The 13,683-nt window shown below is 69.2% G+C and carries 16 protein-coding genes and 1 tRNA gene; 1 reads left to right on the top strand and 16 read right to left on the bottom strand.

Features of this window, described 5'->3' with window-relative positions; translation table 11 throughout:
- Positions 1-34 precede the first annotated feature (34 nt).
- From VFX14_24350 to VFX14_24315, 8 genes are all read right to left on the bottom strand, one after another.
- Positions 35-1,255, bottom strand: a complete 1,221-nt coding sequence (locus VFX14_24350) for a glycosyltransferase (protein HEU5192825.1) — start codon at positions 1,253-1,255, stop codon at positions 35-37.
- 127 nt (positions 1,256-1,382) lie between these two features.
- Complete coding sequence (locus VFX14_24345; GenBank protein ID HEU5192824.1) at positions 1,383-2,084, bottom strand: hypothetical protein; 702 nt, start codon at positions 2,082-2,084, stop codon at positions 1,383-1,385.
- Positions 2,084-3,244 (bottom strand): hypothetical protein, encoded by a 1,161-nt coding sequence (locus VFX14_24340; GenBank protein ID HEU5192823.1) that lies wholly within the window; start codon positions 3,242-3,244, stop codon positions 2,084-2,086. The genes VFX14_24345 and VFX14_24340 overlap by 1 nt, the downstream gene beginning before the upstream one ends.
- A 71-nt stretch (positions 3,245-3,315) precedes the next feature.
- Positions 3,316-3,846: a type II secretion system protein gene (locus VFX14_24335; protein HEU5192822.1), complete on the bottom strand. Its 531-nt coding sequence runs from the start codon at positions 3,844-3,846 to the stop codon at positions 3,316-3,318.
- Positions 3,847-3,869: 23 nt separating this feature from the next.
- A complete protein-coding gene (locus VFX14_24330) occupies positions 3,870-4,367 on the bottom strand; it encodes a type II secretion system protein (protein ID HEU5192821.1) in 498 nt (165 codons plus the stop codon).
- Between the two features lie 317 nt (positions 4,368-4,684).
- A complete protein-coding gene (locus VFX14_24325; GenBank protein HEU5192820.1) occupies positions 4,685-5,035 on the bottom strand; it encodes an ABC transporter substrate binding protein in 351 nt (116 codons plus the stop codon).
- Positions 5,032-5,646, bottom strand: coding sequence for an ABC transporter substrate-binding protein (locus VFX14_24320; protein HEU5192819.1), 615 nt, complete (start codon positions 5,644-5,646; stop codon positions 5,032-5,034). The genes VFX14_24325 and VFX14_24320 overlap by 4 nt, the downstream gene beginning before the upstream one ends.
- A gap of 60 nt (positions 5,647-5,706) precedes the next feature.
- Positions 5,707-5,782, bottom strand: a tRNA-Phe gene (locus tag VFX14_24315).
- Between the two features lie 74 nt (positions 5,783-5,856).
- Here VFX14_24315 and VFX14_24310 point away from each other — a divergent pair.
- A complete protein-coding gene (locus tag VFX14_24310) occupies positions 5,857-6,546 on the top strand; it encodes a transglutaminase family protein (GenBank protein ID HEU5192818.1) in 690 nt (229 codons plus the stop codon).
- On the opposite strand, the gene VFX14_24305 is transcribed toward VFX14_24310, so the two are convergent.
- The 8 genes from VFX14_24305 to VFX14_24270 form a co-directional block, all read right to left on the bottom strand.
- Positions 6,543-6,872 carry a hypothetical protein gene (locus VFX14_24305; GenBank protein ID HEU5192817.1) on the bottom strand — a complete coding sequence of 110 codons (330 nt, stop codon included), beginning with the start codon at positions 6,870-6,872 and terminating at the stop codon, positions 6,543-6,545. The two genes, VFX14_24310 and VFX14_24305, sit on opposite strands and share 4 nt — an antisense overlap.
- Positions 6,873-6,915: 43 nt before the next feature.
- Positions 6,916-8,259 (bottom strand): aspartate aminotransferase family protein, encoded by a 1,344-nt coding sequence (locus tag VFX14_24300; protein HEU5192816.1) that lies wholly within the window; start codon positions 8,257-8,259, stop codon positions 6,916-6,918.
- Complete coding sequence (locus VFX14_24295; protein HEU5192815.1) at positions 8,256-9,158, bottom strand: DUF4392 domain-containing protein; 903 nt, start codon at positions 9,156-9,158, stop codon at positions 8,256-8,258. The genes VFX14_24300 and VFX14_24295 overlap by 4 nt, the downstream gene beginning before the upstream one ends.
- Entirely contained in the window at positions 9,155-9,751 is a 597-nt protein-coding gene (locus VFX14_24290) for a hypothetical protein (GenBank protein HEU5192814.1), read from the bottom strand. The genes VFX14_24295 and VFX14_24290 overlap by 4 nt, the downstream gene beginning before the upstream one ends.
- Before the next feature lie 2 nt (positions 9,752-9,753).
- Positions 9,754-11,352 (bottom strand): gamma-glutamyltransferase, encoded by a 1,599-nt coding sequence (gene ggt, locus VFX14_24285; protein HEU5192813.1) that lies wholly within the window; start codon positions 11,350-11,352, stop codon positions 9,754-9,756.
- Between the two features lies 1 nt (position 11,353).
- Positions 11,354-12,391, bottom strand: coding sequence for an AIR synthase family protein (locus VFX14_24280; protein ID HEU5192812.1), 1,038 nt, complete (start codon positions 12,389-12,391; stop codon positions 11,354-11,356).
- A 20-nt stretch (positions 12,392-12,411) separates the two neighbouring features.
- Positions 12,412-13,071, bottom strand: a complete 660-nt coding sequence (locus VFX14_24275) for an HAD-IA family hydrolase (protein HEU5192811.1) — start codon at positions 13,069-13,071, stop codon at positions 12,412-12,414.
- A gap of 2 nt (positions 13,072-13,073) precedes the next feature.
- A partial coding sequence (locus tag VFX14_24270) for a DUF2889 domain-containing protein (GenBank protein HEU5192810.1) occupies positions 13,074-13,683 on the bottom strand: 610 nt, incomplete at its 5' end.

Here is a 13,683-nt window from a genome sequence, read left to right as displayed (position 1 = left end):
GGCGGGAGCGTGGCCGCCGGCAGGTGTGGCGGGACTACGACTTACTCATCGTGCGCTTACTCATTGTGCGCATGAAGAGATCCCAGACCTGCGGGAACGTTTGTTCCAGGCTGTAACGCGCCTCGATCTCTTCACGCCCCGCTCTACCGAGTGCCCGGTATTCGCCGGGATCGCGAAGCGCCTTGACCGCCTGCGCGGCCAGCCCCTCGACGTCGAAAAAGTCGGCGAGCAGTCCGTTCGTCTCGTGTCGAATCACCTCGCGCACCGGCGCCGTGTCGGAAGCGAGGACGATGCACTCGCATGCCAGCGCGTTCAACAGGGACCAGGAAAGGACAAACGGCACGGTCAGATAGACATGCAAATCGGCTATCGAGAACAGATCTGCCAGTTGCGCAGGGGGGACGGTTCCAAGGAACCGGAACCGGCGGAGGTCAGGCTTTTCGGCGAGCAGCACGTGTTGACGAAATGTCTTGGTCTTGATGCGCGCGGCGTCATCGCCGTAGTGAGTCCGATCAGACCCAACGACCACGAACAACACATTCGACGTCTCTGCGGCGATGCGGTTTGCGACGCGGACGAAGATGTCAAATCCGCGCATGGATTCCAGGCCCCGCGAGACATACGTCACGATGCGAGTGCCCTCGTCGATTTCCTCTCTACCAACACGGCGCGGCACGTGGCGCCGACGCCACGAGCTCGTGTCGACACCGTCGTGGATGATCTCGACCTTGGGCCGCCACTCCTCCGGCAAGAGACTCCATTGCCAGCGCGTCGGCGTATATCCAGCGGCACAAGCCTCCAGATCCAGCAGGATCATCGCGTTACGCGTGCGCGCTCGCAGGACATTCATCTCGAGGGGAGGAAAGTCGTGGCGATAGTCCAGGTCGCTTCCATGAGCATGGTAGTAGTACTCGAAGAAACTGATGATCGGACACCCGTATAGCTCACGAAGGAAGACGGTCGTACCGAAGCCACTATGGCCGACGATGAGATCGGGCTTCAGGTCTGGGGTGGCCTTGCATGCCTCGTAGACTCCCCAGGCGTGCCAGACCGCGTTCTCGAACGTACGAGAGCAGTAGTGAGTGGCCCGCGTTGCGCCGCCCTTGACGTCAAAGCGAATGCAGCGTACGCCGGCACGTGCGCCGGTCGCCGCCTTCGTCACGAAGACACACTCGACATCCTGACGACCGGACAATCTCGACAAGATCGGCCCAAACTGCGCTGGGAAATTCGGATGTACAAACAGAATTTGCATGACGGTTAGAGCCACGTTTTCTGTCGAATCCAGCCGGAAGTCAAGCAGAGCTGGCGGTGAGAGAGGGGACGCCCTGCCGGACCGGGATCAGGCGCGCGAGAAGCTCACGCCGCGCTGAGCCGCGGGGCTAGCTGGGGCGATTCGGAAAATCGTCGCGGGCGTCGGTGCTGTTGGCGGGGTTGAGATCGAGCCGCAGCGTGGCGCCCGGGCTCACCTCGATCTTGAGGCGCCAGCGCGGCTTGCCGGCGATGCGGTCGGTGAGCATGTAGGGACCCGGGGCCACGTTCACGAACCGGTAGTGGCCCTCGTTGTCGGTCCGGACGACCCGCCGCTCTTCCTTCGTCGCGCTGTCCGGCTGCCCCACGAGGTGCAGCTGCATGCGGACCTGCCCCTGACGCTGATCCGAGGTGCCCAGATAGGCCTGGCCTTCGATGGTGCCGTTCCAGCGGTCGCTCTCCGTCTGCGCGGTGAAGACGGCGGGCTTCCGGATGACGCCGGCCGTGATGAGCCAGCTTCGCGCGGCCGCGACCTCGACCGAGTCGGGTTTCCCGTTGGCGACGACCCACTGGAACTCGCGGATGGTCTCGTCCCTCTGGGACAGGTTCGAGGAGGCGACGCCGAGGCCGTAGTGGGCGGAGACGCTCTGCGGCCGCCGCTCGACGGCCAGCCGGTACAGCGCGGCCGCCTTGGCGTAGTCGCCGTGCTCGAGCGCGGCCGCCGCCAGCGTCTCGGGATCCTCCTCGGCCTTGGGAGCCGGCGGAGAAGGACGGCCGCACGCGGCGACGACCAGCGTCGCCGCGGCGGCCGCGAGCAACCAGCGCCGACGCATCACTCCGAGACTTCTTTGTAGGTGCCGCCCTTCACCGTGTAGGTCTGCGGGACCGCGCCGCCACCGGACATGGCCTTGCCGCAGTCGTAGACGATGCTGGCGTTACCGCCGGTGTTGGTGTCGATCGTGGTGAAGGACGTGTCCTGGATGTTGCGGCTCAGCATCGCCCCCACGATCTGCCCCGTCCCGGTACCGGTGTAGGTCAGGTCGTTATTCACGTAGCCGTAGCCCCACATCTGGAAGTTACCATCGATCTGAAGCCGGCCATTGATGATGAGCCAGCCGTGGAAGATGCCGTCGTCCGACGACGGCGCGTTACCGTGGATCGTGACGTTTGCCTGGTCGTTGGGATCGCTGGTCGCCGACATGGGCGCGCCGCTCACCGTATCTACGAAGATGACCCCGTTCGGCATCCGGTTGGAGGCGCTGAACTCCACCGCTCCCTGGTAGTAAGTGCCCTGCGACTTCGCATACGACTTGAGCGCGGCCATGTCTTCGTCGGTCAGGAGATACTGGTCGAAGACCGCCGTCGGCTGCAGCTGGAGGATATCGGTGGACTCGTTGCGGGTGTTGTTACCGTCCCGGCCGTACACATCGGCTGAGCCGCCCTGCACTTCGGTGGTGCCCGTCGTGAAGGTTCCCACCTTCCCACCGGCGCCGCAGCGCGAGTCAGGCGCCGCCAGGCCCGTTTCCCGCGCATCGATGAAGGTGTTGCCTCCGACCTGGAGCTCGCCGCGAACGGAGAGCGCGGCGGGCGGCCCCAGGAACTTGAACTTGATCACCGTCACCCGGATCCGCTGTTTGGCCCGTGGGCTCGTATCGTTCGGGATCGTTCCCACCGATTCGACGTTCCGCTCGTTGCTGGCCGCGCCGGGGGTCACGGTCACCCGGAAGCTTCCGAGCGTCCCGGACGTCAGCGCCACGTTGACGGCCGCACTCCCATCGTAGGGCGCGGGCACCGTGGCCGGCATCGGGTCAGCCAGGCCATTGGTATTGGTGGCATTGTTCAAAGCCCACGTCGCGCGCTCGATGCCCGACTCCGCGATGGCGCGGGCCTGGGCCACCGACTGCTGGTTGCCAGCAATCGTCGGCTCGCTCGACGACAAGATGGAGAAGGCGATCACCAGCGTGATCAGGATTGCCGTCGCGAAGAGCGCCATGGGCAGCGCGGCGCCTCGCTCATCCGTCAGCGGTCGAAACCACCCGTGGACACGCATGGGGTTAACCTCCCTCAGGAGTTCCGGAGCCTGACCGTCGACTCCAGCCTGGCGTGCTGATCGCCGGCCGAGCCAGTCGAGGCCCCGCGCTCCGATCCCGTGATGATCGAGATTCGAATCACCTTCACGTTCCCCGGGGTCGCGGTGACCGTCCCCGTATTGGTGGAGCCGTCGAAGGCGGAGTAGTAGGTGAGAGTCAGGGTCTGCACGCCGCCCACCAAGGCAGCGGCCGTACCGTTCACGCTGCGGTTCAACGTGGTGCCGACCAGCTGATAGCGAATGGTGGCGCCGGTCTGGTCCACGAAGGAGACATCGCTGGCGCCGCCTAGGGCGGTGACCGACTGCGCCGAGCGGAGCTCGCGAATCATCAGCTCGAGGGTCGTGCGCGCGTTCTGCTGCACCTCGACCCGCGAGGCGCCGATCAGGTAGCTCCGAGTACCCTGTTGCTGGATGACGAAGACGCCGGCGAGCACGATCCCCAGCACGGCGATGACGACGAGGAGCTCCGTGAGGGTGAAGCCCCGCTCGCTTCGGATCGATGTCATCGCTCGCATCGCTCGTATGGTGTTCATCGCTTGGCCAGGAACATGGTGACGATGGCGGACTTCGTGCTGCCCGCGGCCGACACCCCCACCCCGGTCATCGGCTGATAGCTCACGGTGACGGTGACCTGGCGCATGCCGGCATCGATGATGCCGCCGCAGCCCGCGCCGGCGCTGCAATCGGTGATGCGGACCTGGCGCGTGTACTGGGTGTAGGGGGCGGCGACCGGATTCTCGTCGGGGAAGGTCGTGGTGGCGCCCGCCACCGGCGCGGCGGTCGCCGAGGCCGACACGCCCACCGTATCCACCGCGGGCTGGTCCGTCCATGACGCCGCCTTCACCTGCTCCAGCCGCTGATTGGCGAGAAAGGTCGCGGTCGTGAGCTGATTCCCCTCCTGGATGCCGTAGCTGGCGACCGGGATGCCGGACAGAAGCGCCAGGAGGGCGATCATGATGATCACGACGGCGACGAGCACCTCCGCCAGGGTCATGCCGCGCTGGTCGAGGAAGTAACTCACCTTCACGCGCCTCCCGTCGTTGGTTAGCGTCTTGGCTCTGGCCATCATGGCTCCACAACTCTACAAAATTGCGTACTTCCTCCCATTTACGCCTTCAGATGGTAGCAGGAACGTTGCCAAACCCCCTTGGCTTCGTAGCTACCGAATAATGCTGACCCGCCGCCCGGTCGGGCGCCGATTGTCTGTCTCCAGCCCAACACCTCTGTCAGCGGGGTGCCCCCTGTCGTCAGCGACGTGCCCCTGCTCGTCAGCCCCAAAGCTCGTCATACGGCGAGTAACGATGGACCCGGCTGCGGCGCCTCGGGGGTCCGGAAACGGTCCCGCTACTCGATGACCTCGGTGGCCCGCTGAAGAATCGAGGGCGGCACCGTCAGCTTGATGGCCTTCGCCGCCTTGCGGTTGATGATCAGCTCGAACTCGGTAGGCCGCTCTACAGGAAGGTCGGCAGGCCGGGCGCCTTTGAGGATCTTGTCGACGTAGGCGGCAGAGCGCCGGTGCAGGTCCAGTACGCTGGCGCCGTAGGACATGAGGCCGCCCGCGTCGACGAAGGCCCGGTTCACGTATATCGCGGGCAGGCGGTTCGCGCTCGCGAAGCCGACGATGCGCGCTGGATTCGAGTACAGGATGGGGCTCGGCGCCTGGACGATCAGGGCCTGCGCATGCTGCTCCTTCACGGCCGCGAACGCGCGCTCGACGTCCTCGGCGCGGCCACCCCCACGGAGAGCAGCGTGACGCGCAGCGCACGCGCGGCGTGCACCGCGGGATTCCAGACAAAGGCCACGCGCCCGAGGCGCGGCATCAGCTCGCGCAGGAGCTCCAGGCGCTTGCCGCTCAGCTCCGGCGAGCTGCGGCTGAGGCCGGTCACGTTGCCGCCGGGCTGCCGGAGGCTGGCCACGAACCCCGTACCCACGGGATCGGTAGCGCCGGTCATCACGATGGGAATGGTCGACGTGTGCTGCCTGGCCGCGATGACCGCCAGATCCGTGCTGGCGACGATCACGTCGACCTTGAGGGCCACCAGCTCCTGGGCGAGCCGGGACAGCCCGTCGGAAGAGTCGGCGGCACCCCGTAGCTCGAACGAGTAGGTCCGGCCCTCCGCGTGCCCGAGATCCCGCAGACCCTGCTTGAAGGCCTCCACATTCGGCGCGGCGGCCGCGGGAGCTGCCGGGAACAGCGCGCCGATCCGCGGGATCGTGAGGGCTCGCTGCGACCGAGCGGCGCGCGGCGCTGCGAGCCCGCTCGCGGCCACCCCGAGGAAGGCGCGCCGCCCGATTGCCGAGGCCATCCGCCGGAGTCTAGCAGGCGTCAGCGCCCGCGGCGTTGAGGAGCGAAGTGGGGAGGAAAATGGTGGGCTGGGACGGGATTGAACCGCCGACACCAGGATTTTCAGTCCTGTGCTCTACCAACTGAGCTACCAGCCCACCACGGAACTGTGAGCGTACCAAAGGCACACCGAAGTGTCCAGGAAGGTTGAGAGTCCTGGCATAATCGATCCATGCTGACCGACCCCGCGCTCGCCCCGTTTCTCGCCCCCGCGGACTTCGTGGACAGTGCCGCGGCCAACATCGCCGCCTTCGCTCGCGAGGCGGCAGGCCCGGCCGCCGATTCCCTGAGCCGTGCGGTGCGGCTCTACTACGCGGTCCGGGACGACATCGTCTACACCCCCTACTGCGACTTTTCGGATCCGGCCACGTTCCGGGCCAGCGCGGTCCTGGAGCACCGCGCGGGCTTCTGCGTGGGCAAGGCCTCGCTGCTCACGGCGGCCGCCCGCGCCGCCGGCATCCCCGCGCGCATCGGCTTCGCCGACGTGCGTAACCATATCTGCACGCCGAAGCTGCGGGCGCTGATGGGCACCGACACCTTCGTCTACCACGGCTACACCGACCTCTACCTGGACGGCCGCTGGGTGAAGGCGACGCCCGCGTTCAACCGCGAGCTCTGCGAGAAGTTCGGAGTGAAGGCGCTGGAGTTCGACGGCCGCGAGGATTCGCTGTTCCAGCCCTTCGACGCCGCCGGTCGGCGCCACATGGAGTATCTGCGCGATCGCGGCGCGCGAGCCGACGTGCCGGTAGCCGAGATCATAGCGGCGTTCGCCGAGCACTATCCGGGGCTGGCCGCGCGGCGGACGGCAGCGCCCCCGGCGCAGTTCGGGAAGGAAGCGGAAGAGCTGCGGGGGCGGAGCTAGCTGGGGCCGGGACCGGGGAGGTCGGCGCCGGTATCCGACTCGAACACGATCTGATCGTTCTCGTCGACGGTGAAGGCCTCGTGCAGCACGAAGGGCACGTCATGCTGCACGAGAAAGCGCGTCAGCTTGGCCACGGCCACCGGATGCGCGTCCAGATGGAAGGACAGGGCGATGTCGCCGATCTCGTCCACGGCGAAGATGGCCCAGTCCCCGACGATCAGGGCCTCCATCTCCTCCTCGAACGTGACCCCGCCCTCGAACTCCGGCGAGCCTTCGGCCAGCTCGCGGAGCTCGGTGAGTTTGGCCCGGCGCTTCGCTTCGTCCATTCCCGCACTCTCACCCGACCCTCTCCCCCCCGAGGGGAGAGGGCTACATGCCTTTGAAGGCGCCGTCGGCCGCCATGTCCTTGAAGGCGGCCTCGTAGCCCTGCACGGTGCGGTCGATGTCCTCGTCCGAGTGCACGGCGGAGATCCAGCCGTGATAGCCTGCGCAGTCCAAGCCGTGATTCAGGAGCGCGCAGCGCAGGAGCTGATACAGATCGCCGCGGCGCGGGCGGTCGAAGCCGGCGAGGCCGGGCTTGCCCTCGAACGACACGTGGAAGATCGACACGTCACCGAACGTCGTGCCCGGCACGCCCTGCCGCTTCATGAGGTCGGAGAGCTGGACGCGTAGCTCCTCGCCCACCTTGTTGGCGCGGGCGTGGAGGCTCGCGTCGGACACCAGCTCGAGGGTGGCGATGGCGGCGGCAGCGCAGACCGGATTCGAGTTGAACGTGCCGTTCTGGGCCACGCGCTGGCTGCGGTCCCACACCGGGTCGCCGCGGCGGGCCATCATGCTCATGAGCGGCTTCTTCCCCACGACCGCGCCGCCGGGGAGGCCGCCCGCGACGATCTTGGCGAGCGTGGTCATGTCCGGCGTGACGCCGAAGTAGGCCTGCGCGCCGCCCGGCGAGTAGCGGAAGCCCGAGATCACCTCGTCGAAGATCAGCACGACGCCCAGGCGCTCGGTCAGACTCCGCAGCTCCTGAAGATAGCCGGGAATGGTCGGGATCGTGCTGGAGCCACCACCCGCGGGCTCGAGGATCACCGCGGCCACGTCGCCGCGCTGGAGCACGGTCTCCACCGCCTTGATGTCGTTGGGCGGGCACAAGAGGATCTGATCCAGCGTCGCGGCGGGCACGCCCGCCGACCACGGCACGTCGTAGGGCGGATCGACGGCGAGGGCCACGCCGTCGTGCCAGCCGTGGAAGTGCCCCTGGAACTTCAGGATCTTCGGGCGATTCGTGTAGGCCCGGGCGATGCGCATCGCGAGGTGGGTGGCCTCGGTGCCCGACATCGTGAAGCGCACCATCTCCGCCGAGGGGATGAGCTTCGACACCAGCTCGGCCCAGCGCACCTCGAGCTCGTGCGAGGCCCCGAGATGCGTCCCGCGGCCCGCCTGCTTCTGGATCGCCGCGACGACGGCGGGGTGGCAGTGGCCGAGGATCAGCGCGCCGTGCCCCATCCAGTAGTCGATATACTCGTTCCCGTCCACGTCCCACTTGCGCGAGCCGAGGGCGCGGTCGACGTAGACGGGGAACGGGTTCAGGTACCGGCCGTCGTGGGTGATGCCGCCGGAAATGACGTTGCGCGCGCGCTCGTAGAGCGCGCCGGACTTGGGATGCATCGCCCGGTACGTGTCCATCACCTTGGATTGCTTCGCCGCCTGAGTCATCGTGCCCTGCCTCCCGTCCTCGATGTGCCCTTCGATGATGGCGCGAGGCTCGTCGCCGCCACGCGCAGCAGCTCAAGCATGCCTGTATGAGCGCCGGAGGGCAAGCGGTCCACCGTGGGTTCCGCGCGCCGCGTGACGCCGTCCACCGCGCCCGCCTCCACGCAGGCGTTGAGCATGCGCAGCTCCTCGTCGCTCGAGTGGAGCAGATCGCGGCCGGCGAGCCGTGAGAGCTCGGCCACGATGCCGTAGGCCCCCCAGTTGGACGTGCCCGCCACCACCAAGTGGTCGACCATCACGATCGAGGCGAAGCGCCGCGCCTTCGGTCCGAGCCGCGCGACGCGCGCCCGCACCCGGCCCATGCCGATCTCGTTGCCGCCGTCGCCCACGCCAACGGTGACAGGCCGGCGGATGTCGGCGCGCCCTCGCTCCAGGAACAAGGCGTCGAGCGGCCCGTTCCAGGCGCGCACCGACTCCGCGCGCATGCTGAGGTAATCGCCGTCGCGCGTGCGGCCAGGGCGCTCGATGGCGACGAGATGGCTGGGCGCATGCTCGGCGAGCAGTCGCCGCGCGACCGGGGCGGCGCTCGCCGCCGTCGCGTGAAACGTGAGGATGTCGCCACTCTCGCCCAGGACCTTCAGCGCCGCCTCGAGTGGCGGCACCGTCACCGCGTCGGTCACGTACACGACCTCGACGCCGAGGGCGCGAAGGGCGCGGCCCAGGGAGGCGGCGCCCGGCGGCCCATCGGTTTCGGGCAGGCCCGGCCCCAGCGCGAAGCCCGTGGTCAGGAGGACGCGCCGGGCGCGATGCAGGGCCCGGGCGGCGGCGCCCGCGCCGCCCGCCACGAAGAAGCGCGCGATTCCGCGGCCGCCGGGGTCCAGCGCGAGCAGGTGATCGATCATCGGCGGACGGGCGGGTTGCCGGGCGACGGGCTCGGCGGCGCCGGCTTGGCCGGAGCGGGAGCCGGTGCGGCAGGACGGAGCGGCGCCGGCGCGCCGGACGAGGCGGGCGCCGAGTCCGGCTGCTTCACGGTGAAGTACATGCTGGTCGCCATCACGCCGTCCTTGTCGAACGTCACGAGGAGACCTGAGGCGTAGAAGAAGATGTCGCGGTCGTTCTCGGTCGTCGCGCGGTCCGGCTCACCCCATCCCGACACCACCATGTCCTTGGTGAAGATGAAGCGGCGCGGATCGAGGCGCAGGACGCGCACGGTGTTGGGGCTGTACCCTGAGGGCAGGAGGATCCCGAACTCGACCACCATCCTCTGGAAGCCGCCCGGGGCACGCTCGCCCTCGTAGGTCCACTCGACCGTGTCGTAGTTGTCGACCTTCTGCTTCACTTCCTTCGAGGGCGCTCCGTAGCGTGCGCGGATCACGTCCGCGCCGGTCACCCCTGGCTCGATGCCGTTCCACTCGGCCGCCGCCGTGGTCCCCGGAAGCGCGAGCGTCGCCGCCACCCACATCGGCGCGAGCGCGTAGGCGACGAGACGCCACATCCTCAAAAGCCGAGGGCCGCGCCGTCGCCGCGGGCGTCCGCGCCACCCCGCAGCGTGCCGTCGGTGAGCGTGATCCCGTGCGCGTGGCCCATCTGGGTGAACCAGTCGGAGACCACCTTGACCTTGTGCCCGCGCCGGCGCATCTCGTCGACGACATCGGCTGGGATGCGACCCTCGAGGCGCAGGAGGTCGGGTGCGTCCGACGGAAGCAGCCGTCCGAACATGAAGCGCGGACGCTCGATCGCCTCCTGGATCTCCATGCCGTAGTCGATCGCGTTGGTGAGCGCCTGGATGTGGAACATCGCCTGCCCGTCCCCGCCCATGCTCGAGAAGCCGATCACCGGCCGACTGTCGCGCATGACGATGGAGGCCAGCAGCGTATGGAAGGGGCGCTTACCGGGGTCGAACACGTTCGGGTGGGCGGGATCGATGTTGAAGTAGGCGCCGCGATTCTGCAGCACCACGCCGGTGCCCGGCGGTACGACGCCGGCGCCGAAGCTCCGGTAGAGGCTCTGGATCACACTGACCACGTTGCCCTGCCCGTCGGCCACCACGAAGCCGGTGGTGTCCCCCTCGGCGTCTCCCCACGTGTGCGCCTGCGCCTTGCCGGAATCGAAGATCTCGCGCCGACGTCCCGCGTAGTCCTTCGAGAGGAGTCGGGCGGTGGGAAGGCTCGTGTGCTCGGGATCGGCGACCCAGCGGTCGCGGTCGGCGTAGGCGATCTTCACCACCTCCGCCAGAAGGTGGAGGTGCTCGATCGAATGCACGGGAAGCGCGGCGAGATCGAAGCCTTCGAGGATGTTGAGCCCGAGCAAGGCGGCCACGCCCTGGGTGGGCGGCGGCGTCTCGTAGACCGTGTAGCCCCGGTACGTGGTCGCGATCGGCTCGCCCCACTCGCCCTCGTGGGCGGCGAGATCGTCGGCGGTGAGGAAGCCGTCCTGGGCCAAGCGCTGCGCGATGGCCTTCGCCACCCGTCCGCGATAGAAGAGGTCGCCGTCCTCGCCCAGCTCCGTGAGCGTACGGGCGAGGTCGGGCTGGCGGAAGAGATCGCCCGCCTTCGGAAAGATGCCGCCGGGGACGAACACGCGCCACCACTCGGGGTCGTCGAACAGCTCGGAGCGATCGCGGATGTTCTGGGCCACGATGTCCGTGAGGGGAAAGCCCTCCGCCGCGTAGTGCACCGCGGGCTCGAGCAGGCGGCGCAGCGGCGTGGTGCCGAAGCGCTCGAGCAGCATGCGCCAGGCCCGGGTGGCGCCGGGTACCGAGACCGAGCCCGGCCCGACCAACGGGACGGCCTTGAGACCCCGTCGCCCCAGCTCGGCGACGCTGGCCCGCGAGCCCGAGCGGCCGGCGCCGAGTAGACAGTGGATCCGTCCCGTCGCCGCCTCGTGATAGAGGCAGAAGAGGTCGCCGCCCACGCCGCAGTAGTTCGGCTGGGTGACCGCGAGGACTGCGTTGGTGGCGATGGCGGCGTCGATGACGTTGCCGCCCGCCTTCAGCACCTCCACGCCGGCGAGGCTGGCCAGGGGGTGGCAAGCGGCCACCATGCCCCGGCGAGCCAGCGGCGCCTGGCGATGCGCGTATCCGATCTGAACCGGCATATCAGCTCCCGGCGAAGAGTTTCGAGATCTCGTCCTGCGGAAACACGGGCAGCGCGCGCGCGCGCCCGCGCTCCATGAGCGTCATGCCCTCGCGCCGCTCGGTCACGTGACCGATCGCCGCGCACGCGACGCCGCCTGCCCGGCAGCGCGCAATCACCCGGTCGGCATCCCCCGGCGCCACCGCCATCAGCAGCGCGCCCGAGGCGATGGTGCCCAGCGGATCCAGGCCGAACGCTGAGCAGAGCCGCTCGCCCTCTGGAAAGAGCGGCACGCGCTCGCGCTCCACGCGCACCCCCGCGTCCGCCGCCTCCGCCATCTCCCAGCACGCGGTGGCGAGGCCGCCCTCGGTGGGGTCATGCATCGCGTGCACGCGCGCCGCCTCGGCGGCGAGCCGCGCGTCCGGCACCACGCTGATCCCGGGCTGGCGCAGCAGCCCCCGCGCCCGCTCGATCACGTCGGCGGCGACGCCGCGGCGCGCCGCCTCCTCGCCGCGCTCGCGCGCGATGATCGCCGCGCCCTCGAGCGGCACGCCCTTCGTGAGGAGGAGCGCGTCGCCCGGCCGCGCCCCCCCGGTCGTGACGAGCGCGTCCTTCGCGACCTCACCCAGCATGGTCCCGATCACGATCGGCCGCGAAAGGCCGGCGGTCACCTCGGTGTGCCCGCCCACCAGCGCCACGCCCAGCGCCTCGCACGCCTCCGCAATCTCCCCGAACAGCGCTTCCACCTGCGCCGGCTCCGTGTCGCCCTCGGGCAACAGTAGCGTCGCGAGAAACCATGACGGCCGCGCCCCGCGCACCGCCACGTCGTTGGCGTTGACGTGCAGCGCGTACCAGCCCGCCGCATCCGTCGCGAACGTGATGGGATCGGTGGTGGCCACGAGGTACCGGTCACCCATGTCGAGGACGGCGGCATCCTCGCCCACGCGCGGGCCCACGATCACCCGGGCGCCCGCCTCCGGAGGTCCGCTCGCGCGCACGTACTTCGCGAAGAGGCGCTGCAGCGTGTCGCCGGAGAGCTTGCCGACCGGAAGCGGCGACATGACCGAAACAGTATAACTGCTCAGGACAGGAGCGGCAGCAGGTCGAGGAGGCGCGCGATGCGCCCGTCCGCGCCCGTGAAATCGTGGCTCAGCGTCGCCTCGCACGGTACCACGATGCAGCGCATGCCGGCGGCCTTGGCCGCGAGCAAGCCATTGCGCGAGTCCTCGACCACCAGGCAGTGCGCGGGCGGCAGCGCCAGCCGCCGCGCCGTCTCGAGGAACACGTCGGGGGCGGGCTTGCCCCGTCTCACCTCGCCCCCCGACACGCGCAGCTCGAAATAGGGCGCGAGCCCGAGCGCCTCCACGGTGGCCTCGATCACCGGCACCTCGGCGGAGGAGGCGAGGGCCAGACGATAGCCCGCCCCGCGCGCGCCCGCCAGCACGTCGAGCACGCCGGGCATGGGCACGCCGCGCTCTCGCACGATGCGGATCTTGGCCTCGCGAAACTGCCGCGCCAGCTCCTCCGCCTCGGGCCGCATGCCGTGCCGCGCGCGGAGGATACGGAAGCTCTCGGTGCTGGTGCGGCCCACGAACTCGTCGTTCTGCACGAGGTCGTAGGGCGCGCCGTGGCGCGCCATCACCAGTCCCATCGCCTCGTAGCCGATCGGCTCGGAGTCGATGAGCACGCCGTCCATGTCGAAGATGATGGCGGCCGGGCGGCCGTGAGCGGTCGCGAGCACGGTCACTCGAGGTGGAGCAGCTTGAGGAGGTCGGCGGTGAGGTCGTAGAGCTGGCCGCAGCCCGCCTCACCGCCCAGACCGGTCTGGATGCGCTTGCGCAGCGCCTGATCCATGCGCTCGCCCACGAGCGTGGCGAAGCGGCCCTGCGGCTCGTCGCAGAGCCCGCGATACGGGAGCCGCGACGTGACCGAGTCGGCGGCGACGATGACACCGCGGGCCAGATCCACCTCCAGGTGGAGATCGAAGCCGTGAATGTCGTCGTGCATGGCATGAAACAGATCGAGGCGCTCGCCGGTGCGCACGAGCCGGGCGAGCTTGCGCCGCTGAAAGACCCCGTGCGCGCCTTCGGGCGGGCTGTAGAGGTCGGGCCGCGCCGCGGCCCGGACCGGGCGCGACTCCAGCGCGGTGCGGCCCGCCGCGCTGTAGGTGAAGCAGGAGCTGGGCAGATCGACCCACCCTTCGCTGTCCAGCGCCCAGAACCCGCGGGCGTCACCGAGGCGCACCATGTCGACCCGCGCGCGGGGCAGGCGCGCCACCTGACGCGCGAGGCGCGCCACCTCGATGGCGGCGTCGACGAAGAGACCGGCGCCGGGCCGGCCCGCGGCGAGCTCG

The sequence above is a fragment of the Candidatus Methylomirabilota bacterium genome (assembly GCA_035764725.1).
Lineage (GTDB): Bacteria > Methylomirabilota > Methylomirabilia > Rokubacteriales > CSP1-6 > DASRWT01.
Note: the sequence above shows the minus strand (reverse complement) of the source record. Positions and strands in the feature narration are given on the sequence as shown.

Coding starts and splice junctions, on each gene's coding strand:
- VFX14_24350 (HEU5192825.1), bottom strand. CDS start 1,255: ATGCAAATTCTGTTTGTACATCCGAATTTCCCAGCGCAGTTTGGGCCG.
- VFX14_24345 (HEU5192824.1), bottom strand. CDS start 2,084: ATGCGTCGGCGCTGGTTGCTCGCGGCCGCCGCGGCGACGCTGGTCGTC.
- VFX14_24340 (HEU5192823.1), bottom strand. CDS start 3,244: ATGGCGCTCTTCGCGACGGCAATCCTGATCACGCTGGTGATCGCCTTC.
- VFX14_24335 (HEU5192822.1), bottom strand. CDS start 3,846: ATGACATCGATCCGAAGCGAGCGGGGCTTCACCCTCACGGAGCTCCTC.
- VFX14_24320 (HEU5192819.1), bottom strand. CDS start 5,646: ATGGCCTCGGCAATCGGGCGGCGCGCCTTCCTCGGGGTGGCCGCGAGC.
- VFX14_24310 (HEU5192818.1), top strand. CDS start 5,857: ATGCTGACCGACCCCGCGCTCGCCCCGTTTCTCGCCCCCGCGGACTTC.
- VFX14_24305 (HEU5192817.1), bottom strand. CDS start 6,872: ATGGACGAAGCGAAGCGCCGGGCCAAACTCACCGAGCTCCGCGAGCTG.
- VFX14_24300 (HEU5192816.1), bottom strand. CDS start 8,259: ATGACTCAGGCGGCGAAGCAATCCAAGGTGATGGACACGTACCGGGCG.
- VFX14_24295 (HEU5192815.1), bottom strand. CDS start 9,158: ATGATCGATCACCTGCTCGCGCTGGACCCCGGCGGCCGCGGAATCGCG.
- VFX14_24290 (HEU5192814.1), bottom strand. CDS start 9,751: ATGTGGCGTCTCGTCGCCTACGCGCTCGCGCCGATGTGGGTGGCGGCG.
- ggt (HEU5192813.1), bottom strand. CDS start 11,352: ATGCCGGTTCAGATCGGATACGCGCATCGCCAGGCGCCGCTGGCTCGC.
- VFX14_24280 (HEU5192812.1), bottom strand. CDS start 12,391: ATGTCGCCGCTTCCGGTCGGCAAGCTCTCCGGCGACACGCTGCAGCGC.